Here is a 22,426-nt window from a genome sequence, read left to right on the forward strand (position 1 = left end):
TTTATGAGTCAGCAGGATGCCGCCAAAGAGCAGGCCAACACCCGCAAAAATGTGCGCATTGTTTCCGTTTTCACCGCCGCTGCCATCGGTATTGTTGGCGTGCTGGTCATTCTTTACGCCTGGCAGCTGCCGCCGTTTACCCGCCACGCGCAGTTTACCGACAACGCCTACGTGCGCGGCCAGACGACGTTCATTAGCCCCCAGGTTAATGGCTATATCACCGAGGTGAAGGTGCAGGACTTTGTGCAGGTCAAAAAAGGCGATCTGCTGTTGCAGATCGATGACCGCATCTATCGCCAGCGCGTCCATCAGGCCGAGGCGCAGCTGGCGATGAAAATTGCCGCGCTGAATAACAACCTGCAGCAGCGGAAAAGCGCCGAAGCGACCATTGCCAAAAATGAAGCCGCGCTGAAAAATGCCCGCGCCCAGAGCCTGAAAACCCAGGCGGATTTAAAGCGCGTGAAGGATCTGACGGCGGATGGGTCGCTTTCCATACGCGAGCGCGATGCCGCGCTGGCCAGTGCGGCTCAGGGCAGCGCGGATATCGACCAGGCGAAAGCCACGCTTGAGATGTCGCGTCAGGATCTGCAGACGGTGATTGTGAACCGCGGCGCGCTGGAGGCAGATGTTGAAAACGCCAAAGCGGCGCTGGAGCTGGCGCAGATTGACCTGCAAAACACCCGCATTATCGCCCCGCGCGACGGCCAGCTCGGCCAGATTGCCGTGCGTCTCGGCGCGTACGTGACCGCCGGAACGCACCTCACTACGCTGGTACCGCCGCAGCACTGGGTGATTGCCAACATCAAAGAGACCCAGCTGGCGGAGCTGCGCGTCGGTCAGCCGGTGAAGTTTACCGTCGATGCCTTAAACAACAAAGCGTATCAGGGCCGCGTAGAGAGCATCTCGCCGGCGACCGGGGTTGAATTCAGCGCTATCACGCCGGACAACGCCACCGGCAACTTTGTCAAAATCGCCCAGCGTATTCCGGTGCGCATTGAGGTGCTCGGTAAGCCTGAAGAGTCTGCGCTGCTGCGTCCGGGTATGTCGGTACAGGTGACGATTGATACGCGGGAGGCGAAGCCATGATCCTTCGCCCGATAGCCGCGCTGGTGGGGGCGCTCATGCTGGCCGGATGCCAGTCCGTTGACGTCAAGCCGGCGCAGCCGACCCTGCAAATTCCGGCTCAATGGCGCGCCGTCTCAGGGCCAACCAGCCCGACGGAACAGCTCTGGTGGCGCAATTTTCATGACAACAACCTCAACCGCTATGTGGACCAGGCGCTAAAAAACAACAGCGACGTGCTGATCGCGCGGGAACGAATTAACGAATATCAGACGCGGGTCTTTGCCGCCGACGGCAGCCTGTTTCCTTCGCTCGACGCGGGCGTAACCGGGACGCGCGCCCGTTCGCAATCCGCCGCCACCGGGTTGCCGGTCTACAGCACGCTGTACAGAGGCAGCCTGACGGCGAGCTATGATGTTGATATCTGGGGCGTCAACCGCAGCACGGCCAATGCCGCCGAAGCCTCGCTGGAGGCGCAAAAAGCCGCCGCCGCGGCTGCGGATCTCACCGTCGCCTCGTCCGTTGCCTCCGGGTACGTCACCCTGCTCTCGCTTGATGAACAGCTGCGCGTGACCGAATCCACGCTGAAATCACGCGAAGAGGCGTTTAATCTTGCCAAACGCCAGCTTGAGACGGGCTACAGTTCGCGCCTGGAGCTGATGCAGTCGGATTCCGAGCTTCGCTCAACGCGAGCGCAGGTGCCCGTGCTGCGGCATCAGATTGCGCAACAGGAGAATGCCCTGAGCCTGCTGCTGGGAAGCAATCCCGGTGCGGTAGCGCGTAGCGAAAGCTTTGCGGCGCTGACGCCGCTCACGCTGCCGTCACAGCTGCCCTCCACGCTCCTGAATCGTCGGCCGGATATCGTGCAGGCTGAGCGACAGCTGGTCGCGGCTGACGCCTCGCTTGCCGCGTCACGCGCCAGCCTGCTGCCGTCAATCAACCTGACCGCAACCGGATCGATTCAGGATCGCACCCTCTCCGGCCTGCTGGACAACCCGCTCCAGCTCTGGAGCGCAGGCGGAAGCATTCTCGCCCCGCTGCTGAACCGCCAGGCGCTGAACGCGCAGGTGGATATTTCCCAGTCCCAGCGTAACCAGGCGCTGTATGCGTATGAAAAAACCGTGCGTAACGCGTTTGCCGAAGTGAACAACAGCCTTGATGCCATTACGCGCTATCAGGAACAGCTGACGGAACTGCTTGCCCAGCAGGATGTGGCCCGGGAGACGCTGCGCATTGCGCAGAACCGCTATCGCAACGGTTATTCATCCTATCTTGACGTGCTGGACGCGCAGCGCACGCTGTACTCGGTCCAGACCAGCGTGGTGCAGGTAAAAAATAACCTGCTGCTAGCGCAGATTGATTTGTATAAAGCACTGGGCGGAGGATGGGTCAGTGCCTGAAAACCTGCCCGGTGGCGCTTTGCTTCCCGGACCTGCATTTCGCACCCGTAGGCCGGGTAAGGCGTAGCCGCCACCCGGCAATCCCTCTCAAGGAGTCAATCTATGCAACAACAATGGTCTGCAGTAGATAATTACATGATTTCTTCGCTTATCCCTGAGGATGAGGTTCTTCAGAAGGTTCTTGAAAACAACAAACGCGCCGGGCTACCCGAACACGATGTTGCGGCCAATCAGGGACAGCTGCTGGCGCTGTTCGTGCGCATGACGCAGGCAAGACGCATTATTGAGATCGGTACGCTGGGTGCCTATAGCTCTATCTGGATGGCGCGCGCCCTGCCGCCGGACGGAAAGCTGATTACGCTCGAGGCGGACCCAACGCATGCCGATGTTGCCCGCCAGAATATTCGCCTCGCGGGGCTGAACGATCGTATTGAATTAATAGAAGGCCCGGCGCTGAACTCGCTGGAGAATTTCGGTGACGTTCCGCCGTTCGACCTGATCTTTATTGATGCCGATAAGCCAAACAATCCCGGCTATCTGGAGTGGGCGCTGCACTATTCCCGTCCCGGCACGGTGATTATCGGCGATAACGTGGTCCGCGACGGCGAGGTCATTAACGGGCAAAGCGACGACGCGCGCGTGCTGGGCGTGCGGCGTTTTATCGAGATGACGGGGGATAACCCGCGCTTAACCGCCACCGCACTGCAAACGGTGGGGGTTAAGGGATGGGATGGGTTTACGCTGGCGATTGTGAATGGGTGAAGGCATCAGCCCGACCCTCTCCCTGTGGGAGAGGGAGAAAACCGGGCAAGGACGTTAAGCGGAAATCTGCTCCATCGCCTGCAATATACGTTTATCCGAAATCGGATACGGCGTACCGAGCTGCTGAGCAAAGAAGCTGACGCGCAGCTCCTCGATCATCCAGCGGATCTCCTGCACATCTTCATCGTCGCGGCGCGCCGGCGGCAGCTTGTTTAACCACTGCTGCCACGCCTGCTGCACGCTTTCGACCTTCAGCATCTGCGCGCGATCGCGGTGCGGATCGATCGCCATTTTCTCCAGACGTTTTTCGATCGCCTGCAGATAGCGCAGCGTATCGCCCAGACGCTTAAAGCCGTTGCCGGTGACAAAGCCGCGGTACACCAGCCCCGCCATCTGCGCCTTCACGTCCGACAGCCCCAGCGCCATGGTCATATCCACGCGCCCCTTCAGGCGCTTGTTGATATTGAACACGGCGGTGAGGATCTGCTCGACCTGTTTGGCAATCTCCACCACGGTGTCGTTCAGCTCGGCGCGAACCTTGTCATGCAGCTTCGCAAAACCTTCTTCTGTCCAGACCGGGCCGCCCGCCTCGTGGATCAGCTTGTCCACGCCGCAGGAGATGCAGTCGTCAATCAGATCCAGCACTTTGCCGTATGGGTTAAAGTAGAGCCCCAGCTTGGCTTTGTTCGGCAGCTTTTCGTGCAGATACTTGATGGGCGACGGGATGTTGAGCAGCAGCAGGCGGCGCAGCCCGCGCCACATCATCTGCTGCTGTTCCTGCGGGTTATCAAAGAGCTTAATCGCCACGCTGTCACGTTCGTCCACCAGCGCCGGCCAGGCTTTGACCTTATAGTTGCCGCGCTTCTGCTCGTAGCTTTCCGGAAGCTGGCCAAAGCTCCAGATATGCAGCCCGCTCTGCTCGATGCCGTCGTCCGCCACCGCAGAAAGCGTCTCCTGAACTTTGCCTTTCAGCGCCTCTTTCAGCTCGCTGAGGGAACGCCCTTCCAGCAGCTTTTTGTTTTTATCATCCACCACGCGGAAGCTGATTTTCAGGTGATCGGGCACCTGATCCCAGTTCCAGTCTTCGCGGTCGATAGTGGTGCCGGTCATGCGGCGGAACTCACGCTCCAGCGCGTCCAGCAGCGGCAGTTCCAGCGGCGTGACGCGGCCCAGAAACGCTTCCGCATAGTTTGGTGCTGGCACAAAATTGCGCCGCACCGGTTTCGGCAGGGATTTGATCAGCGCAATCACCAGCTCGCGGCGCAGGCCGGGAATTTGCCACTCAAACCCGCTCTCGTCGACCTGGTTTAACAGCGGCAGCGGAATGTGGACGGTTACGCCGTCCGCGTCGGTGCCCGGTTCAAACTGGTAGGTCAGACGCAGCTTGAGGTTGCCCTGATGCCAGAAGTTCGGGTAGTCGAGCTTGCTGACCGACTCCGCCCCCTCTTTAATCAGCATGCTCTTTTCGAAGTTGAGCAGGTCCGGCGTCGCTTTGCTGGCCTTCTTCCACCAGCTGTCAAAGTGGCGGGCGGAGATAACATCATGGCTGATGCGCTGGTCGTAAAACTCAAACAGCGCCTCATCGTCCACCAGAATGTCGCGGCGTCGGGACTTGTGCTCAAGCTCTTCCACCTCGGCGCGCAGCTTCAGGTTTTCACGGAAGAACGCGTGGCGCGTCTGCCAGTCCCCCTCCACCAGCGCGTGGCGGATAAACAGCTCGCGGCTGAGCGCCGGATCGATCTGGCTGTAGTTGACCTTACGCGCGGCGACCACCGGCAGGCCGTAAACGGTCACTTTTTCGGTCGCCATCACCGCGCCCTGCGCGCGCTCCCAGTGCGGCTCGCTGTACGAGCGTTTCAGCAGGTGCTGCGCCACCGGCTCAACCCATTCCGGGTCGATGCGCGCGGCAATGCGCCCCCACAGGCGGCTGGTTTCCACCAGCTCCGCGACCATGGTCCACTTCGGCGGCTTCTTGAACAAGCCGGAACCCGGGAAGATGGAGAAACGCGCGTTACGCGCGCCGGTATATTCCTGCTTATCTGCATCTTTCATCCCGATATGGGACAGCAGGCCAGTCAGCAGCGCGATATGAATTTCGCGGTACTCCGCCGGTTCACTGTTCACCGGAATGCCCAGCTCTTTCACCACCTGGCGCAGCTGGGTGTAGATATCCTGCCATTCACGCACGCGCAGGTAGTTAAGGAAATCCACGCGGCACTGGCGGCGGAACTGGTTCGAGGAGAGCGCTTTCTGCTGCTCGCCGAGGTAGTTCCACAGGTTCACAAAGGCGAGGAAATCGGACTCTTTGTCGTGGAAGCGGCGGTGCTTTTCGTCCGACGCCTGCTGTTTGTCCATCGGACGCTCGCGCGGGTCCTGAATGGAGAGCGCCGAGGTGATGATCATCGCCTCGCGCACGCAACCGTGCTTTTGCGCTTCCAGCACCATGCGCGCCAGGCGCGGGTCGACCGGCAGCTGGCTGAGCTGGCGGCCCAGCGGCGTCAGCTTATAGATGCTCGCCTGCTCGTCGGTGGTAATCGCCCCGAGCTCTTCCAGCAGACGCACGCCATCCTGAATGTTGCGCTTGTCCGGCGCTTCCACAAACGGGAATGCCGCGATGTCGCCCAGCCCCAGCGCGGTCATCTGCAGGATAACGGACGCCAGGTTGGTGCGCAGAATTTCCGGGTCGGTAAACTCCGGGCGCGACAGGAAATCGTCTTCGGAATAGAGACGAATACAGATCCCTTCAGACACGCGGCCGCAGCGGCCCTTACGCTGGTTAGCAGACGCCTGGGAGACCGGCTCAATCGGCAGCCGCTGGACTTTAGTGCGGTAGCTGTAGCGGCTGATGCGCGCCGTGCCCGGGTCGATAACGTATTTAATCCCCGGTACGGTCAGCGAGGTCTCCGCCACGTTGGTCGCCAGCACGATGCGGCGTCCGCTGTGTGGCTGGAAGACGCGGTTTTGCTCGCTGTTCGACAGGCGCGCGTACAGTGGCAGGATCTCGGTATGGCGCAGGTCGCGCTTGCTGAGCGCATCGGCGGTATCGCGAATTTCGCGCTCGCCGCTCATGAAGATCAGGATGTCACCCGCGCTCTCGTTGCCCAGCTCGTCAACGGCGTCGAAGATGGCCTGCAGCTGATCGCGCTCGGTATCGTCCGCCTCTTCCACAATCGGGCGATAGCGCACTTCCACGGGATAGGTGCGGCCCGACACTTCAATAATGGGCGCATTGTTGAAGTGTTTTGAGAAGCGCTCCGGGTCGATGGTCGCGGAGGTGATGATGATTTTCAGATCAGGGCGACGTGGCAGCAGCTCTTTAAGATAGCCAAGCAGGAAGTCAATGTTCAGGCTGCGCTCGTGCGCTTCGTCAATGATGATGGTGTCGTACTGCATCAGCAGGCGGTCCTGCTGTATTTCCGCCAGCAGGATACCGTCCGTCATCAGCTTGACCATGGTGTTGTCGCTGACGTGGTCGCTGAATCGTACCTTGTAGCCGATGCAGCCGCCCGGCTCCGTCTGCAGCTCTTCGGCAATACGGTTCGCCACGGTGCGCGCCGCCAGACGACGCGGCTGGGTGTGGCCAATCAGCCCCTTCACCCCGCGGCCCAGCTCCATGCAGATTTTCGGCAGCTGGGTAGTTTTGCCTGAACCGGTTTCCCCCGCGACAATCACCACCTGGTGATCGCGGACGGCCTGAAGGATGTCCTGTTTCTTCTGGCTGACGGGCAGGTTTTCCGGGTAGGTGATCGCCGGACGCGCGGCTTCGCGCAGCACAACCTTCCCTGCCGCCTGTTCAATCTCTTTGGCCATCTCCTGGTAAATGGCCTGTTGTGCATCAGGATTTTTAACCTTCTTCACGCCGTGCAGACGGCGGGCGAAGCGCTGTTTATCGCGCAGCGTCAGAGAATCGAGCTGTTGCAGGAGCATCGGGAAGGTGAATTTTTGTTGTTCTGTCATAGCGTTAACGGGCAGTGCTCTGCCGGATAAAATCTCTTTTTAATGATTGCTATAGAGTACCACATTGACGCTTTTAGCGCCTTATTCAAAAAATTCGAACATAGACTTCGATATATTGCGCTATCTCTGTGGCAGGATTGTGAATAAAGTGTCAACAAGCAACGGGGCCCCCCCCTTCAATCAAATGCAACAACAGGAATCACCCATGAGCAAAGTATTAGTTTTGAAATCCAGTATTCTGGCAGGGTACTCTCAGTCTGGTCAGCTGTCTGATTACTTCGTTGAACAGTGGCGTGAACAGCATTCTGCAGACGAAATCACCGTGCGTGACCTGGCAGCAAACCCCATTCCTGTGCTGGACGGCGAGCTGGTTGGCGCGCTGCGCCCAAGCGATGCGCCACTGTCCCCGCGTCAGCAGGAAGCCCTGGCCCTGTCCGACGAGCTGATTGCTGAGCTGCAGGCGCACGACGTTATCGTCATCAACGCCCCAATGTACAACTTCAACATTCCTACCCAGCTGAAGAACTACTTCGACCTGGTGGCGCGCGCTGGCGTAACCTTCCGCTACACCGAGAACGGCCCGGAAGGTCTGGTAAAAGGCAAGCGTGCGATCGTCCTGACCAGCCGTGGCGGTATCCATAAAGATACCCCAACTGACCTGGTTGCGCCGTACCTGAGCCTGTTCCTGGGCTTCATCGGCATTACCGACGTGAACTTTGTGTTCGCGGAAGGCATCGCTTACGGTCCTGAAGTGGCGACCAAAGCGCAGACCGACGCGAAAGCCGCCATCGACAGCCTGGTAGCCGCGTAAGATTTCCCCCTCTCACCGCCCGGTGGGAGGGTTTTTCTTTTCCCCGCATTTCGCTATCATCCGCTCCCACTCTCCAGCCGGGCGGCCTGATGTCTGCGATTATCGATTCTTTTATTGCCCCACCGTGTCACGACGACATTGAGATCCTCTGGCAGGATGAACATCTGCTGCTGATTAATAAGCCTTCTGGCCTGCTCAGCCTCTCGGGCAAAAACCCGCAAAACCTCGATTCTGTCCATTATCGTCTGGTGCAGACGTTCCCCGGCTGCACGCTGGTACACCGTCTGGATTTCGGCACGTCCGGGCTGATGGTGGTTGCGCGCAATAAGGCCATCAACGCGGCGCTTTGCCAGCAGTTCAGCCAGCGCAGCGTGGAGAAAGTCTACAGCGCCCTGCTTTATGGGCATCTGGAAAACGACGAGGGAATAATAGACGCGCCCATTGCCAAAGACCCGGCGCTGTTCCCGCTGATGTCGATCTGCGCCATCAACGGTAAACCCGCCCGTTCCCGCTATCGGGTGGTGGAACGTTTTTTTCGGGGGACAGGAGTGCCGTTAACGCGGGTGGAACTGACGCCGGAAACCGGGCGAACCCACCAGCTGCGCATCCACTGCCAACAGCTGGGGCACCCTATTCTGGGCTGCGATCTGTATGGCGGTCTTGACGCGCCGGGGGCTAAGGAAACGCCCCGGCTGATGCTGCATGCCAGCGAGCTGAATTTTATTCATCCCGTGAGCGGAGAGCCGGTTAACGCCCGCCACGCCGCCCCGTTTTGAACGCGGTTTACCACATCAAATCGTCAGGAATTTTGAAGTCCGCGTACGGATCGTCTTCGTCCTGCTCTTCCTGACTGAGCGTGCTGTTTAACACGATGCTGTCGGCATCGCGCTGGGCAATTTTATCAGCCACCACCGCCGGAATGATCGCGTATTCACAATCGCCGTTTGCATTGAGCACCAGGCGCGCAATGGCCAGACGGCCGTTGATCAGCTGGGTTTGCGTCTGCTTGTCGACCTCAATTTTTTTGATCAGATTACCGTCGGTGAAGTTAAAGGTGATGTTACCCTTCGCCACGGTGATGCGGTTCATCTCGATCAGCTGCTTCACCTGCGCTTTAAACTCTTTCGCGAGTACGGCCTGCTTCTGCTGCTCGCTCAGCAGCTTGTCACGCTCGATCTGCGCCTTCTTATTCTCTTCTACCGCTTCCCGAGCCTCACGTGCCTGAACGCGTGATTTCTTTGCCGTGCGCTGCACTTTCGCCGCTTTCTTGCTGCTGACGAGGCCCGCTTTCAGCATCTGCTCTTGTAAGGTGAGTTTTGTCATGATCGTTTCTAAACCGGTTGGAAATTTTGGGGATTATAACGGGAATTGGGGAAAGAGTGCGACATTAGGAGAATCGTAGGCCGTGTAAGCGCAGCGCCACCCGGCAAGAAAGGCAGCAACACCGCGAGCATTACACTTCATGAACTTCCCTCATGTTGCATTGAAATTAAGTCACTTCCCCTGCGCTGCGGGCTCAGGCATAAATTATGCATTGGTAACTTCTTAGCAACATGAACTTAGGATGCATAACCACAATGAGCAAAGCTTTCACATATACCCTTAAGCGCAGTTGCTTCGATGAGAATTACAACCCGTCAGAAAATACGCGTACGACCACCAACTTTGCCAACCTGGCACGTGGGGAAAAACGTCAGGAAAACCTGCGCAATACGCTGGTGATGATCAATAACCGCTTTAATGCCCTGGCGCGCTGGGATAACCCGACCGCCGATCGCTACGCGGTTGAGCTTGAAATCATCTCTGTCGATTTGAACATTGGCGCGGAAAAGCCGTTCCCGGCCATTGAGATTTTGCAGACGTATATTGTCGACAAGAAAAATAACCAGCGTATCGCAGGCATTGTCGGGAATAACTTCTCCTCTTACGTGCGGGATTATGATTTCAGCGTCCTGCTGCTGGAGCACAACAAGAACCAGCAGCACTTCAGTATTCCGGAAAAGTTTGGCGAACTGCACGGCAATATTTTCCGCCATTTTGTGAACTCGCAGGAATACAAAGAGAACTTCAGAAAGGGCCCGGTGATCTGCCTGAGCGTCTCGAGCAAAGACACCTATCGCCGCACCGGTAACCAGCACCCTGTTCTGGGTATTGAGTACGCGCCGGATGGCGAGTCGTTAACGGAACTGTACTTCGCCAAAATGGGCCTCAAGGTCCGCTACTTCATGCCTGAGAACAGCGTGGCGCCTTTCGCGTTCTTCTTTACCGGAGACTTGCTGAGCGATTACACCGATCTGGAACTGATCGGCACCATCAGCACGATGGAAACGTTCCAGAAAATCTATCGCCCGGAAATTTATAACGCGAACTCGGCGGCGGGACTGTTTTATCGCCCGGACCTGAACCAGCAGGATCATTCATTAACCAAAATTGTTTATGACCGCGAAGAGCGAAGCCGGCTGGCGATTGAACAGGGTCGATTTAGCGAAGAATATTTCATTAAGCCTTATAAACACATTCTCGAGCAGTGGTCTGATAACTACACGCTTTAATTCATCAAAAAAGGTCTTTTATTATGAAAACATTGCTCCCGACGTCTACGGCTGGCAGCCTGCCTAAGCCGACCTGGCTTGCGCAACCTGAAACGCTCTGGTCTCCGTGGAAACTGCAGGATCAGGAATTACTGGCGGGTAAACAGGATGCACTGCGCCTGTCTCTTGACGAGCAGATCCGTGCGGGAATCGATATCGTCAGCGACGGGGAACAGACCCGTCAGCACTTCGTCACCACCTTTATTGAACACCTGAGCGGCGTCGATTTTGAAAATCGCCAGACGGTGCGCATTCGTAACCGCTACGACGCCAGCGTGCCGACCGTGGTTTCTGCCGTTGCGCGTCAGAAGCCGGTATTCGTGGACGATGCAAAGTACCTGCGCCAGCTCACGGACAAGCCGATCAAATGGGCCCTGCCTGGGCCAATGACCATGATCGATACCCTTTACGACGCGCATTATAAAAGCCGCGAAAAGCTGGCCTGGGAATTCGCCAAAATCCTCAACCAGGAAGCGCGCGAATTAGAAGCCGCGGGCGTGGATATTATCCAGTTCGACGAGCCGGCGTTTAACGTCTTTTTTGATGAGGTCAACGACTGGGGTATCGCCGCGCTCGAGCGCGCCATTGAGGGTCTGAAATGCGAAACCGCGGTACACATCTGCTACGGCTACGGCATCAAGGCCAATACCGACTGGAAAAAGACGCTCGGATCAGAATGGCGCCAGTATGAAGAGGCCTTCCCTAAGCTGCAAACCTCTAACATCGACATCATCTCCCTGGAGTGCCACAACTCCCGCGTACCGATGGATCTGCTGGAGCTGATTCGCGGTAAAAAGGTGATGGTTGGGGCGATTGACGTGGCAACCAACACCGTCGAAACGCCAGAAGAGGTCGCCGACACCCTGCGTAAAGCGCTGCAGTTCGTCGACGCCGACAAGCTTTACCCCTCAACCAACTGCGGCATGGCTCCCCTCTCCCGTCAGGTGGCTAACGGTAAGCTGAAGGCGCTCAGCGCTGGCGCAGAAATTATCCGCAAGGAGCTCGGCGCGTAATTGCCTTACGTTTGCCAGTACGGCGGCGAGCCGAAAAACGCCACGTAATAATCAATCACCGCCCTGACGTTCAGGGGCGGATGACGTGCGTGAGGATAGATCGCCGCAATATTCAGCGGCTCCGTATTGATAGCGCACGCCATTTGCGGCATAAGAGCGACCAGTTCCCCGCGCTGCAGCCTGTCGCCAATCAGCCAGTCCGGAAACAGGACGATCCCCATTCCACCCAGCGCGGCAGTGAGCAGCGACTCCGCATTATTGGACGTCATCAACGGCGCCACGGGATAGTGCACCCAATTCTCCCCCTTGCGTCGCACAAGCCAGCGATTAGGGCCAGACGAACCGCGATACACCAGGCATTTATGCTGGCTCAGCTCGGCCGGGTCGGCCGGTACGCCGTGTTGACGCAGATACGCGGGCGACGCGGCAAGATGGTAGCGCTGCTGCCCGAAGATGCGGGCGTGGAACGTCGAGTCCGTCAGCGTGCCGATGCGAAAAATGAGGTCGGCGGCATCCCGGTGCGGGTCGATAAAGTCATCGGTCAGCGTCAGCTCTATGGTTAACCGTGGATAACGCTCGGCCAGGCCTGCCAGGCCGGGTGCAACGTGCCTCTGTCCAAAAAATACCGGCCCGTTAATGCGTACCGTGCCGGAGGGTTCGGTCGAACGTTCATCCAGCTCCCGACGCGCCTCTTCGAAGTTATCCACCATCGCCCGGGCATACCGGATAAAAAGATGCCCGTTTTCCGTGGGGATCACCGCCCGGGTATTGCGATAGAACAGCTGCTGGCCGAGCGCGTCCTCAAGCTGATGAATAATCCGCGACACCTGCGAGGCAGAAATTCCCTCCCGTCGCGCAACGACGGAAAAGTTCTGCGTTTCATAGACGGCAATAAACAGCAGCAGTGAGCGAAGGTTCATGCTTCCGGCATCTGACATTAATGCATTTCCTGCAAAGGTGTTTCCTGCATTATGGCATTTTTCTCACATGTCTACCGACGTAATCTTCTTCGCCTGATAATGGAGGAAGCATAATGCAGTTTGTATTGATTTTACTGGTGATTGCCGGCGGGATGGGCCTCTCCGTCGAGGCGGGTTTGCTGGGGCCGTTAGGGGGAGAAGTAGGCGATTTATGGGCCACGTTCAGCATTTTCGGGGTCGGCGCTGCGCTGACCTTTCTGCTGATGCTGTTTTTCAGCCCGCGCAACGGTCCGTCGTTTTTCGCACAGCCCGGCTGGCAGCTGCTCGGCGGCGTGCTGGGTCCTGTTTACGTTGTCATTCTGACTATCGCCACCCCCGCTATCGGCATCGCTCTGACGATGATCGGCATTCTGGCAGGTCAGGTTTTTAAAAGCCTGATCATTGACCACTTTGGCCTGCTGGGTACGCCGCACAGGAAGATAAACGCAAGACGCATCGTGGCGCTGGTTTTTATTATTGCCGCACTGGTACTGGTCGCAAAGGGGTAAACACATGACACTGATGATAATTCTGGCCATCTGCGGCGGGGCGACGCTGAGCATACAGGCCGCAATTAACGGACAGCTCGGCAGCAGCGTGGGCGTTTTCAAGAGCGCGTTTCTGACGTTTTCCGTCGGCGCGCTGGTGACCGCCCTGCTCATTTTCTTCTTTGAGCCTAAACAGACGGTCACGCTGCTGGACGTGCCGAAATGGCAGCTTCTCGGGGCGATGTTCGGCGTGCCCTACATTGTGATCATGGTGCTCGCCGTGCAGCGCATCGGCACCGCCGTCGCCACGGTGGCGGTGATATTCGGCCAGCTCGCCATGAGCATGCTGATAGATAACTTTGGCTGGTTGAACAATCCCGCTATTCCGTTTTCACCGAGCCGTCTGGGCGCGGTGGTGTGCCTGGGGATTGCCCTGTACTTCATTTACTCCAGCAGCAAAACCGGCGATGTTCGCGACTAAGCTTCCGTATTCCGGGTAAAGAACAGCGTCACCGTGGCGACGGTGACGCCAAATTTCTTCATCTCGGTTTTATTGAACAGATGCGTCTCATCCTGCAGGTACATCCAGTCATCAAAGTTCAGCAGCCACGTTTTGCCGTTGGCCTTCACGTTCATGCTGTAATGCCAGTTAAAGGCGTTGCCTGCGGCCTGCCCGGTGGCAACCCCTTCAATATCACCTGCCGTTCCCTCGTAGCGGTCGTTCCCCACGCGGCGAATGTGCCATACCCGCTGCTGCTTCTCGCCGTCGTCGTAAACGAAGCGCTCGTTCAGCGTCAGCGTATCGCCGATGACGTCCCCGGCAATCTCAACGTGAAAGCGGCGGATCTGCTTGCCGCTGCGATCCTGCACCATGCCCCACGCTTCGGTTTTGCCCTGAAAGTAGTGGAAGATATCAAGCCGCGGCTGCTGCTGACGATACTCGGACACCTCCGTACTGCAGCCGGCCAGCAGCATCGTGAATGCCAGCGCCAGCGTCAGGATTCGTTTCATTTTTTGCCTCCGATTAGCTGCTGACGCAGCTCAGGATATTGCGTGCGGGGATCGAGCCAGATGGCCAGAAAGCGGGTGCTGAACGCTTCTGACTGGCGCGGACCGAGCGGAATAAAAGATTTTTGCGCCGACGACGCGCGGTACCAGAACTGCCCCTGCTTATCGTTGAGAACAAACGCCAGCTGTGAACCCGGTCTGACATCCGGCCACAGGGACTGGAGCATCCTTAGCCAGGCTTCACTTTGCGGTTCCTGCGTCAGGATCCCCTGCGCCTGCCACTGGTCGCGGGTCGCCTCAACCAGTTCATCGCGATCTATGTCGCGCGCGTAGGTAATAATCAGCGCCTGATCCTGATCGTCCCGGCTGTAACGGCCATCCGGCGTGCGGAGCTGAGAGGTATAGACCGTGAACGGCCCCCAGGTCAGCGTGGCGTCGCCCACCTTGCGCCAGGCCAGCCAGTCGGCGGCCTGAGCACCAGGAACAACCAGCATGAGCCAAAACAGCAGAACCGCAGTCCTCATTTTTGTCTCCCCATTAGCAGGTGGAAAAACAGCATCAGCACCAGCCAGCCCGGCGCCATCCAGCTGACGACGATAAAGGTCGGCTCCAGAAACGTGATGGCGCCCAACCGCTCGCCAATCAGGTAGGCCACCGGGCCTCCCACGGCCGCCAGCAGGGTCAGCAGCCAGCCGGGTAACGTGGTGGTACGCGCAAGCTGCGTCCAGACCACGGCGAACATCAGCCACAATGCCACCATCCAGAGTGGCATCAGGGAGTCGCCCGTGAAGGCAATCAGCCCCGTCAACGCCCAGAGCGCATCCAGCAGGCTGCCCGCCGCGGCCAGCCCAATGGCGTAAAGACGGTATGCTGACGGCAAGAGCAGGCACGCCAGGATCGCCAGCCCGAGCCAGATAATCAGGCCCTGTTCCCGAAACAGCACTACCAGCGCCCAGTAGAGATCGAACGCGACGGCCAGCAGAAAGACCTGAAGGTAGCGTCTCATACGCGCTCGGCGATCAGCTGCACCACGCTGATGGTGCGGGCGTTAAACCCGGCTTCGCAGTAGCCGAAGTAGTACAGCCACATGCGGCGGAACCGTTCATCAAAGCCAAGCTTTTCAATCTCCTGCCAGGCGTGGACAAAGCGCTGCCGCCAGTGGGCCAGTGTGCGGGCGTAGTGCGGCCCCATGTCGAAGAGATTGCGCACCACGAAATCGGTGTGGCGCGTCATCAGCTCGTTCATCGCCGTAATGCTCGGCAGGAAGCCGCCGGGGAAAATGTAGCGCTGGATAAAATCGACGCTTTTGCTGTAGTCGCGGTAGCGCTGGTCCTGAATGGTGATGGCCTGAATCGCCATCCGTCCACCGGGGCGCAGCCGCGCCTGACAGGTACGGAAGAACGTAGGCAGATAGCGTTGCCCGACGGCTTCAATCATCTCTATCGAGACCAGCTTGTCGTACTGCCCGGTGAGGTCGCGATAGTCGCAGAGCAGTACCTCAACCCGATCCTGCAGCCCGGCGCGGGCAATGCGCTCGGTCGCCCAGATATATTGCTCCTGCGACAGCGTGGTAGTGGTCACCCGACAGCCGTAGTGACGGGCGGCGTATTCCGCCATCGCCCCCCAGCCGGTGCCAATTTCCAGCAGGTGATCACCCGGGTTTAGCGCCAGCTGCTCGCACAGGCGAGCCATTTTGGCCTGCTGAGCCGCCGTCAGATCCTGCTCGTCCGCGGTAAACAGTGCGCTGGAGTAAAGCAGTTCCTTATCCAGAAAATGGGCATAGAAAGCGTTGCCCAGATCGTAATGGGCGGCAATATTTTCGCGGGCCTGGGCGCGAGAGTTGCGCCGCGTCCAGTGGCGCAGCCGCTCCAGCGGTCGGCCAAGCAGCCGAAACCCGTTCTCCAGACGACCAAGCACCTCGCCGTTGAGGGCCAGAATTTGCAGAAGCGGCGTAAGCTGTGCGGTCTCCCATTCGCCGTCCATCCAGGCTTCTGCGGCGGCAAGGCTTCCGCCCGTTAAGACGCGCCAGTAGACGCCGGGCGTGAGGATCTGCACGTCGGCGTGCAGCGCGGAGGATGTCTCACCAAAATGGAAGGTCTGCGCCCCTTCACGCAGGGTGAGTGAGCCGCCGCGAATGCCGCTTAACAGACGAAACAGCAGCCATCGCGCGATGCGGACGTTGCGCGGGATATCGGGTTCTAGCGCAAAGACGGGATCGGTCATGAGCGTTCACTCCTGCTGACGGGATGATTATAAAGCGGCACGCGCTTGAGCCACAGCCTCAGCGCCTGCCAGTAAATGGCGAAAACGGTTTTCAGAGTCATCAGCGGGATGCGCAGCAGCAGCGCGTGCAGCGCCGGGCGGGTCAGAGGCTCCCGGCGCAGGGCCAGCGTGGCGTCAAAGACCTTCGCCTCCTGATGATTTTCAATGTGCATATGCAGCGTGTTGTCCGGGTTGTTGAAGCGCCAGTGGTAGACCATGTCCATCGGGTTGAAGGGGGAAACGTGAAACGCTTTCTCCGTGGGCCGGGCATGTTGCCCGTCGACCGCGTAATAATGGCGCTCGTTCCACGGCGTGTTGCGCACCTCCGCCAACACCCAGCGAAGCGTGTTTTCCTGGTCATAGCAGTAGTAAAAATTGACCGGATTGAAATGAAACCCGAAGTAGCGCAGCTGCGTCAGAAGCATGACCCGCCCTGCGGGACGTTCCCCGGTCAGGCTCTCCAGCCTGTTCAGCACGTTCTCTTTAAGCGGCGTGCCGAGCGGATAGTCCGCGTCATGGAACGCGGCGGCGGCAAAGCGGTTGCGCCGCACACCGACGGATGCCAGCAGCGGCAGTTCATCAAGATCCAGCCAGGCCATAAAAACGCCGTAGCTGAATTCATGCGTTTTCGGCTGAAGGCGGCGGTGGCGCAATACGCCGTGATAGAGGCAGCTGTTCATGTCAGTTCCCCTCCCCGGCGGCTATTTCATTGACCACGTCCAGCGCGCTGCGCACGCCGTCTTCATGAAAACCGTTGTACCAGTAAGCGCCGCAGAACCAGCTCCGGTGATGACCGTTGATCTCCCCACGGCGCGCCTGCGCACGCCAGCTTTGCGGGTTAAATAGCGGATGCTCATAGACAAAGCGTTGCAGAACGAAGCGTTCATCCACCGGCGCGTCCGGGTTCAGGGTGACGCAGAACAGTGGGCTGCCCGCAGGCAGACCCTGCAGAATGTTCATGTTGTAGGTGACGCAGGCGCTGGCCTGCTCCTGCGCGCTCAGGCGGTAGTTCCAGCTGGCCCAGGCGCGCTGCCGCACCGGCAGCCAGCGCGGATCGCTGTGCAAAACAACCTCGTTGCGCTGCCAGCCGATATCGCCCAGCACTTCGCGCTCCGCGGGCGTAGGATCCTCAAGCATGGCCAGCGCCTGGGCGGAGTGGCAGGCAAATATCACCTGGTCGAAGGTGTGGCTGCCGTTTTCAAGCTGGAGCGTGACCCTTTGCGCGTGGCGGCTCACCCGCAGAACAGGCGCGTTCAGGTGCAGCGTCAGGCGGTCGCCCAGTTTTTGCAGCATGGCGCGGATATACTCCCGCGAGCCGCCCGGCACCACGTACCACTGCGGACGCTGGGTGATATCCAGCAGGCCGTGGTGATGAAAGAAGCGCAGGAAGAGCGGCAGCGGGAAACGCTTCATCTCCTGCAGCGACGACGACCAGATCGCGGCCCCCATCGGCAGAATGTAGTGGCGCGCAAAAAACGGCGTGAAGCCGTGCTGGTCCAGAAACGTCTGCAGCGTGGCGTTCGGATCGACTTCCCCTTCAAGGGCCTGTTTCGCCAGGCGGTTAAAGCGGACGATGTCACCGAGCAGCCGCCAGAATGCCGGATTTACCAGGTTTCGGCGCTGGGCAAACAGCGACGTCAGCGTGTGTCCGTTGTACTCAAGCCCCGTCTCGGGGTTGTGTACTGAAAAGCTCATCTGTGTTTTTTGCCCGCTGATGCCGAGCTCGCTGAGCAGGCCCATAAAGCGCGGGTAGGTGCGGTCGTTGTAGACAATAAACCCGGTATCGATCGCGTATGTGCCCTGGGGCGTTGAGACGTCAACCGTCGCGGTATGGCCGCCGGGCGTGGTGCCCGCTTCAAACAGGGTTACCTGATGATGCCCTGCCAGCCGCCAGGCGCAGGTCAGCCCGGCGATGCCGCTGCCGATAATTGCAATGTTCATGAGCGCACCATCCTGCGCAGCAGCGTGCGCTGCAAAAACGCGGGCAGCCCGGAGAGCAGCCGCAAAATAAGGCCAAACCCGGCCGGAAACGCGATATGCATTTTGCCCTTTGCCAGCCCGGTACGGATCGCTTTGACCGCTTCGTCAACGCTCACCCTACCCGGCATGGCAAAATCGTTTTTGCGCGTCAGCGGGGTATCGACAAAGCCCGGAGAGACGACCGTCACGGCAATCCCCTTTGGCTCCCAGTCCAGACGCAGGCTGTCGGCAAACCAGCTCAGCGCCGCTTTGGACGCGCCGTAGGCCTCTGCCCGCGGGAAGGGAAGCCAGTGGGCCATCGAGCTCACCAGCACCACGCGGTTACCGGCAACCAGCTGCGGCTGCAGCGCGGCCAGGCAGTTCACCGGCCCGAGAAAATTGGTGGTCATGACCCGCTCCACCAGCGCCGCATCCACCACGCCGCCGTCGAGATATTCGCAGGTACCGGCGCAGAGGATAACCAGATCGGCGTAAACGCCGCTCAGCGCCTGGCGACAGGCGTCCCTGTCTGTCATATCGAACGGGCGAACGGTGAGATTGGGGCAAGTCTGATGTAGCGCTTCAAGCCGCGCCGGATCGCGCCCGCAGGCATTCACGTGGTAGCCGTCAGCTGCAAAGGACTTCGCCAGCCCCGCGCCGATGCCCGAGCTTGCGCCGGTAATCAGCACCGTCTTCATGATTTGACCCTCCGCTTCACGCCGCGTACAGCCCAGCCCAGCAGAGGGAGGTGTTCGTAGATCATCTCTCCCGCATCGTAGAAGTCCCGCTGACGCGTGATGAGATTGTTTTCGGTGTCCACCACCGAACATCCGGGCAGTTCAAGCGGCTCGCCTCCGGCAATGCGCGGATGCGACCAGTGCATTATCCAGGTGACAACAAACCGGTTCCCGCTGCAGAGCGGCGGATCGATGACAAAACGGCACTTCTCGACGTTTGCCAGCAGATGGGTGAAATAGCGCTGAAGCGCGAAAATACCGTTGTGCTCGCCGAACGGATCGATAAGGGTGGCATTCGAATGGTAAAGCCCGACCAGCGCGGTCGGCGGCTGGCTATCCAGTGCGGCGTAGTACTCAATAAACCGACTCACGACAGAGGGCAAAGTGCTCATGGGTCACATCCTGGCTGTAAACAACGTGGCGTAATCGCATAATTAAAACTTACACAATTAATGTTATTTGTCCAAGTTTGTGCAAATTTATTTTTTATTACCCATAAATATCAACAATTTGAAAACACAATCACTTGACGGTTTTGTAGGCCGGGTAAGATGTAGCCGCCACCCGGCTTTCACTTTCAGGTTATCCTTAAGGCAAATTCAGCCGTCATCTTCCAGGCTTATCCTTTTTATTCATAAGGATGCCTGACATGAAACGTTTCTTTCTCTCCCTATTCTCAAGCCCGGAATCCTTACTGCAGGTGATGAGTCAGCAGGAAATTATTGAAGCCGTGGAAGATGGCGATCGCATCATTATCGACCAGGACGGGAACGCCTCGGTGAACTACAAGAGCAACGAGGTGCGGCAGGACTTTCTGCGTCACGTCAACACGCTGAAGAGGGCCTGATATGGGAACGGCGATATTTATGGTGCTGATGGTCTGCGGGTACTGGTACACCAGCCGCGACCTGTCGACCCGCTTTAAAATCAAGCGTTCCTTTGGCTGGGACGTCTATTTTCTCGTCGCGCTTTACGGCTGTATTTTCGTTTTGCAGGGCGTAATCGCCACGGGATTGCTCTGGCTGCTGCTGTTCGCCCTTTCCGCCGCCAACAACGCTTTCCACTTTGCCTCACCGAAATACACCGACTGGCAAATCGACTTTATGAACTGGAGTTTTTTAGGCATTCAGGCGCCGGTGGTGGTGATGCTGGCGTTTGCCATTCTGTTTTGCCTCTACCGCTCTAACTGGGCAGGCAGCGCCAGGCTGGACGGCGAGAGCCGGAAAAAGCTCTACAAACGGCTTGCGCAGGCGAGCGGGATTGAACAACTGCTCTATCAGTGTATGGAGCAAGGCGAGCTGGCGCAGGTCACACTCCGGTCGCGGCGGATTTACGTCGGCATGATCCACACCGCGACGCTGGAATATGAAAAAACGGCCAATATTGTGCTGATCCCAATGTTGAGCGGGTACCGGGATGCGAAGACGATGAATCTGCGTATCGAGAATAATTACAGCAGGTGGTATGCGGAGCATGACATTACGCTCGACTCTGAACCCCGCAGCGCCATGTCATTCCGCAAGGTGATTTTACTCAATCAGATTGAGAGCATCTCGCTGTTCGATCCTGCCAGCGCCAGCGCGCTGTCGCTGGCACAGCGGGACGAGAGCCAGACGTCCCCATAATGTTGAGTACGCTCTGCTGGGAAGCGTGCACGACGAAAGGCGAATGACACATCATTTACGGTGATGTTCACGGTTGCGCATTCTGATAAAGATCCCAGCGGTTGCCGTAAATATCTTCAAACACCACCACCGTACCGTACTCTTCCTCACGAGGTTCTTCGCAGAAATGAACGCCTTTTGCTTTCATGGCATGGTAATCGCGCCAAAAGTCATCCGTCTGAAGGAACAGGAAAACTCTTCCGCCGCTTTGATTACCGATAAAACCTTCCTGCCTTTCATTGGAGGCACGAGCCAGCAGGATATTGCAGTCGCTTTCCGGGTTGGGTGAGACGACGACCCAGCGTTTCCCCGGTTGGGGCGTATCCTCTACGAGGGTAAAACCCAGCCTGTCGGTGTAGTATTCAATGGCGCGATCGTAGTCATCAACCACGATAGCCACGCATCCCAGGCATCGTTTCTGCGTTCTCATATTTTTCGTTTCCTTTGGATAAATAGCTTACCGATTCGGTGAGTCGATATTCCAGCTACCGTAATACTTGCGGCAGATTCAGGACTTATTTCTGACCGGTCAACGCCTCTAATCCCCTTTTTAGCACATTTATTACCGTCTCTGAATCCATGCCCATCTGTGCATGAATAATGGCGCCGTCAATAAGCAGCATGATTTCATTGACGACGCGCTCATCAGCGATCTTCGTCAGCAACGCAATCATATTCTTAGTTTCGATTTTATGACCGCGGCATATCGCTTTTATTTCGCTTTCTATATCTTCGGATTTGGCTTCTGCGCTGGCATTAATAAACGCGCAGCCGTGGAACTCGGGCGAAATAAACCATTCATAAAGGGTTGCAGATATCGCATCAGAAGGTATTTCGCCTTCATCAAGATGTCGACGCAGCGTAGTCTCAAACCAGCTGATCCATATTTCATGTCGATAGTGCAGGTAGGCGAGAATGAGTAAACTTTTACTCGGAAAATGGCGATAAAACGTCACCTTGGTCACCTTCGCCTCTTTAATCAGCGTATCCACCCCCGTCGCCCTGAAGCCATTGGAATAAAAAAGATCGTGCGCCGTCAGTAATATTTTATCCCTGACGCTGATTTTTGCTTCGTTGCCTGCGTGCTCGGTTTTCACTTTCGGTAGCCTCAAAACGGATGTTGACAGCGTTATTTTTCAGGCATAGATTAGCGCAAGTAGACAGACCTGTCTACATCATATAACACTGAGGTTATCGCTATGAACACTCGTCCTCCATTACCGCCCTTCACTCGCGAAAGCGCGATCGAAAAAGTCAGACTGGCCGAAGACGGCTGGAACAGCCGCGACCCGGCAAAAGTCGCGCTGGCCTACACGCTGGACACCCAGTGGCGCAACCGCGCTGAGTTCGCCACCAACCGCGAGGAAGCCCAGGCGTTTCTGGCGCGGAAATGGACAAAAGAGCTGGATTACCGCCTGATTAAAGAGCTCTGGGCATTTACGGACAACCGGATCGCGGTGCGCTATGCCTATGAATGGCATGATGATTCCGGCAACTGGTTCCGCTCGTACGGCAATGAAAACTGGGAATTCGAAGCGGACGGACTGATGAAGCGTCGTTTTGCCTGCGTAAACGACGTGCCGATAAAAGAATCTGAACGCCTGTTCCACTGGCCGCTGGGCAGACGCCCGGACGATCACCCTTCTCTGAGCGATCTGGGGCTATAAAGTATCGGCTCCGCTCTGTGGAACAACGGGTGCAGCAGCCTGCCGAAAACGTGTAAACTACCATGAGTAGATAACAAAACCGAGGA

At 57.8% G+C, this 22,426-nt stretch carries 25 protein-coding genes; 12 read left to right on the top strand and 13 right to left on the bottom strand.

Annotated features, from left to right (window positions below; genetic code table 11):
- Nucleotides 1-3: 3 nt before the first annotated feature.
- From INF77_RS15195 to INF77_RS15205, 3 genes are all read left to right on the top strand, one after another.
- Entirely contained in the window at nucleotides 4-1,086 is a 1,083-nt protein-coding gene (locus tag INF77_RS15195; RefSeq protein WP_047368507.1) for an HlyD family secretion protein, read from the top strand.
- A complete protein-coding gene (locus INF77_RS15200) occupies nucleotides 1,083-2,462 on the top strand; it encodes an efflux transporter outer membrane subunit (protein WP_193531842.1) in 1,380 nt (459 codons plus the stop codon). Before INF77_RS15195 ends, INF77_RS15200 begins: the two co-directional genes overlap by 4 nt.
- Nucleotides 2,463-2,564: 102 nt before the next feature.
- Nucleotides 2,565-3,224 carry an O-methyltransferase gene (locus INF77_RS15205; protein WP_063437347.1) on the top strand — a complete coding sequence of 220 codons (660 nt, stop codon included), beginning with the start codon at nucleotides 2,565-2,567 and terminating at the stop codon, nucleotides 3,222-3,224.
- Nucleotides 3,225-3,278: 54 nt separating this feature from the next.
- Here the strand turns inward: INF77_RS15205 and hrpA are convergent, their stop codons facing one another.
- Nucleotides 3,279-7,181, bottom strand: a complete 3,903-nt coding sequence (gene hrpA, locus INF77_RS15210) for an ATP-dependent RNA helicase HrpA (RefSeq protein ID WP_193531841.1) — start codon at nucleotides 7,179-7,181, stop codon at nucleotides 3,279-3,281.
- 205 nt (nucleotides 7,182-7,386) lie between these two features.
- On the opposite strand from hrpA, the gene azoR reads away from it, so the two are divergent.
- Entirely contained in the window at nucleotides 7,387-7,992 is a 606-nt protein-coding gene (gene azoR, locus INF77_RS15215) for an FMN-dependent NADH-azoreductase (protein ID WP_008502313.1), read from the top strand.
- Between the two features lie 89 nt (nucleotides 7,993-8,081).
- Entirely contained in the window at nucleotides 8,082-8,768 is a 687-nt protein-coding gene (locus INF77_RS15220) for an RluA family pseudouridine synthase (RefSeq protein WP_049137896.1), read from the top strand.
- Nucleotides 8,769-8,775: 7 nt separating this feature from the next.
- Here INF77_RS15220 and INF77_RS15225 read toward each other — a convergent pair whose 3' ends face one another.
- Nucleotides 8,776-9,315, bottom strand: a complete 540-nt coding sequence (locus INF77_RS15225) for a DUF2058 domain-containing protein (protein WP_049137897.1) — start codon at nucleotides 9,313-9,315, stop codon at nucleotides 8,776-8,778.
- A gap of 254 nt (nucleotides 9,316-9,569) precedes the next feature.
- Here INF77_RS15225 and INF77_RS15230 point away from each other — a divergent pair, with 254 nt between their 5' ends.
- Nucleotides 9,570-10,544 carry a DUF1852 domain-containing protein gene (locus INF77_RS15230; RefSeq protein WP_193531840.1) on the top strand — a complete coding sequence of 325 codons (975 nt, stop codon included), beginning with the start codon at nucleotides 9,570-9,572 and terminating at the stop codon, nucleotides 10,542-10,544.
- Between the two features lie 23 nt (nucleotides 10,545-10,567).
- Complete coding sequence (locus INF77_RS15235; RefSeq protein ID WP_041910105.1) at nucleotides 10,568-11,596, top strand: methionine synthase; 1,029 nt, start codon at nucleotides 10,568-10,570, stop codon at nucleotides 11,594-11,596.
- Nucleotides 11,597-11,601: 5 nt separating this feature from the next.
- On the opposite strand, the gene INF77_RS15240 is transcribed toward INF77_RS15235, so the two are convergent.
- Complete coding sequence (locus INF77_RS15240) at nucleotides 11,602-12,534, bottom strand: LysR family transcriptional regulator (protein ID WP_193531839.1); 933 nt, start codon at nucleotides 12,532-12,534, stop codon at nucleotides 11,602-11,604.
- A gap of 95 nt (nucleotides 12,535-12,629) precedes the next feature.
- On the opposite strand from INF77_RS15240, the gene INF77_RS15245 reads away from it, so the two are divergent.
- Together INF77_RS15245 and INF77_RS15250 are read left to right on the top strand one after the other, a co-directional pair.
- Nucleotides 12,630-13,064, top strand: coding sequence for a DMT family transporter (locus INF77_RS15245; RefSeq protein ID WP_028013065.1), 435 nt, complete (start codon nucleotides 12,630-12,632; stop codon nucleotides 13,062-13,064).
- Nucleotides 13,065-13,068: 4 nt separating this feature from the next.
- Nucleotides 13,069-13,524 carry a DMT family transporter gene (locus tag INF77_RS15250; RefSeq protein ID WP_193531838.1) on the top strand — a complete coding sequence of 152 codons (456 nt, stop codon included), beginning with the start codon at nucleotides 13,069-13,071 and terminating at the stop codon, nucleotides 13,522-13,524.
- Here the strand turns inward: INF77_RS15250 and INF77_RS15255 are convergent.
- From INF77_RS15255 to INF77_RS15290, 8 genes are read right to left on the bottom strand one after another with little or no spacing between them, the layout of a single operon-like run.
- Nucleotides 13,521-14,054: a DUF3833 domain-containing protein gene (locus INF77_RS15255; RefSeq protein WP_028013063.1), complete on the bottom strand. Its 534-nt coding sequence runs from the start codon at nucleotides 14,052-14,054 to the stop codon at nucleotides 13,521-13,523. The genes INF77_RS15250 and INF77_RS15255 overlap by 4 nt on opposite strands.
- Complete coding sequence (locus INF77_RS15260; protein WP_048960633.1) at nucleotides 14,051-14,575, bottom strand: hypothetical protein; 525 nt, start codon at nucleotides 14,573-14,575, stop codon at nucleotides 14,051-14,053. Before INF77_RS15260 ends, INF77_RS15255 begins: the two co-directional genes overlap by 4 nt.
- Nucleotides 14,572-15,057, bottom strand: a complete 486-nt coding sequence (locus INF77_RS15265; protein WP_028013061.1) for a DUF2878 domain-containing protein — start codon at nucleotides 15,055-15,057, stop codon at nucleotides 14,572-14,574. The genes INF77_RS15260 and INF77_RS15265 overlap by 4 nt, the downstream gene beginning before the upstream one ends.
- Complete coding sequence (locus INF77_RS15270) at nucleotides 15,054-16,274, bottom strand: cyclopropane-fatty-acyl-phospholipid synthase family protein (RefSeq protein WP_193531837.1); 1,221 nt, start codon at nucleotides 16,272-16,274, stop codon at nucleotides 15,054-15,056. Before INF77_RS15270 ends, INF77_RS15265 begins: the two co-directional genes overlap by 4 nt.
- Entirely contained in the window at nucleotides 16,271-16,993 is a 723-nt protein-coding gene (locus INF77_RS15275) for a DUF1365 domain-containing protein (RefSeq protein ID WP_193531836.1), read from the bottom strand. Before INF77_RS15275 ends, INF77_RS15270 begins: the two co-directional genes overlap by 4 nt.
- Before the next feature lies 1 nt (nucleotide 16,994).
- Entirely contained in the window at nucleotides 16,995-18,254 is a 1,260-nt protein-coding gene (locus INF77_RS15280; protein ID WP_193531835.1) for an NAD(P)/FAD-dependent oxidoreductase, read from the bottom strand.
- Nucleotides 18,251-18,970 carry an SDR family NAD(P)-dependent oxidoreductase gene (locus INF77_RS15285; protein WP_193531834.1) on the bottom strand — a complete coding sequence of 240 codons (720 nt, stop codon included), beginning with the start codon at nucleotides 18,968-18,970 and terminating at the stop codon, nucleotides 18,251-18,253. The genes INF77_RS15280 and INF77_RS15285 overlap by 4 nt, the downstream gene beginning before the upstream one ends.
- Nucleotides 18,967-19,401: a nuclear transport factor 2 family protein gene (locus tag INF77_RS15290; RefSeq protein WP_193531833.1), complete on the bottom strand. Its 435-nt coding sequence runs from the start codon at nucleotides 19,399-19,401 to the stop codon at nucleotides 18,967-18,969. Before INF77_RS15290 ends, INF77_RS15285 begins: the two co-directional genes overlap by 4 nt.
- Before the next feature lie 257 nt (nucleotides 19,402-19,658).
- Here INF77_RS15290 and INF77_RS15295 point away from each other — a divergent pair, with 257 nt between their 5' ends.
- The gene (locus INF77_RS15295; RefSeq protein ID WP_024908361.1) at nucleotides 19,659-19,856 is read left to right on the top strand and encodes a hypothetical protein; all 198 of its coding nucleotides are present in this window, start codon (nucleotides 19,659-19,661) and stop codon (nucleotides 19,854-19,856) included.
- A gap of 1 nt (nucleotide 19,857) precedes the next feature.
- Entirely contained in the window at nucleotides 19,858-20,634 is a 777-nt protein-coding gene (locus INF77_RS15300; RefSeq protein WP_045261405.1) for a hypothetical protein, read from the top strand.
- 67 nt (nucleotides 20,635-20,701) lie between these two features.
- Here the strand turns inward: INF77_RS15300 and INF77_RS15305 are convergent, their stop codons facing one another.
- Complete coding sequence (locus INF77_RS15305; protein ID WP_028013054.1) at nucleotides 20,702-21,103, bottom strand: VOC family protein; 402 nt, start codon at nucleotides 21,101-21,103, stop codon at nucleotides 20,702-20,704.
- An 85-nt stretch (nucleotides 21,104-21,188) separates the two neighbouring features.
- Nucleotides 21,189-21,770, bottom strand: coding sequence for a TetR/AcrR family transcriptional regulator (locus INF77_RS15310; RefSeq protein WP_048960628.1), 582 nt, complete (start codon nucleotides 21,768-21,770; stop codon nucleotides 21,189-21,191).
- Between the two features lie 102 nt (nucleotides 21,771-21,872).
- Between INF77_RS15310 and INF77_RS15315 the strand changes: the two genes are divergently transcribed.
- Entirely contained in the window at nucleotides 21,873-22,340 is a 468-nt protein-coding gene (locus tag INF77_RS15315; RefSeq protein WP_032644874.1) for a nuclear transport factor 2 family protein, read from the top strand.
- The last annotated feature ends 86 nt before the right edge of the window (nucleotides 22,341-22,426 follow it).

Origin of the sequence: Enterobacter cloacae complex sp. P1B (assembly GCF_014982345.1) — a bacterium.
Taxonomy (GTDB): domain Bacteria; phylum Pseudomonadota; class Gammaproteobacteria; order Enterobacterales; family Enterobacteriaceae; genus Enterobacter; species Enterobacter bugandensis.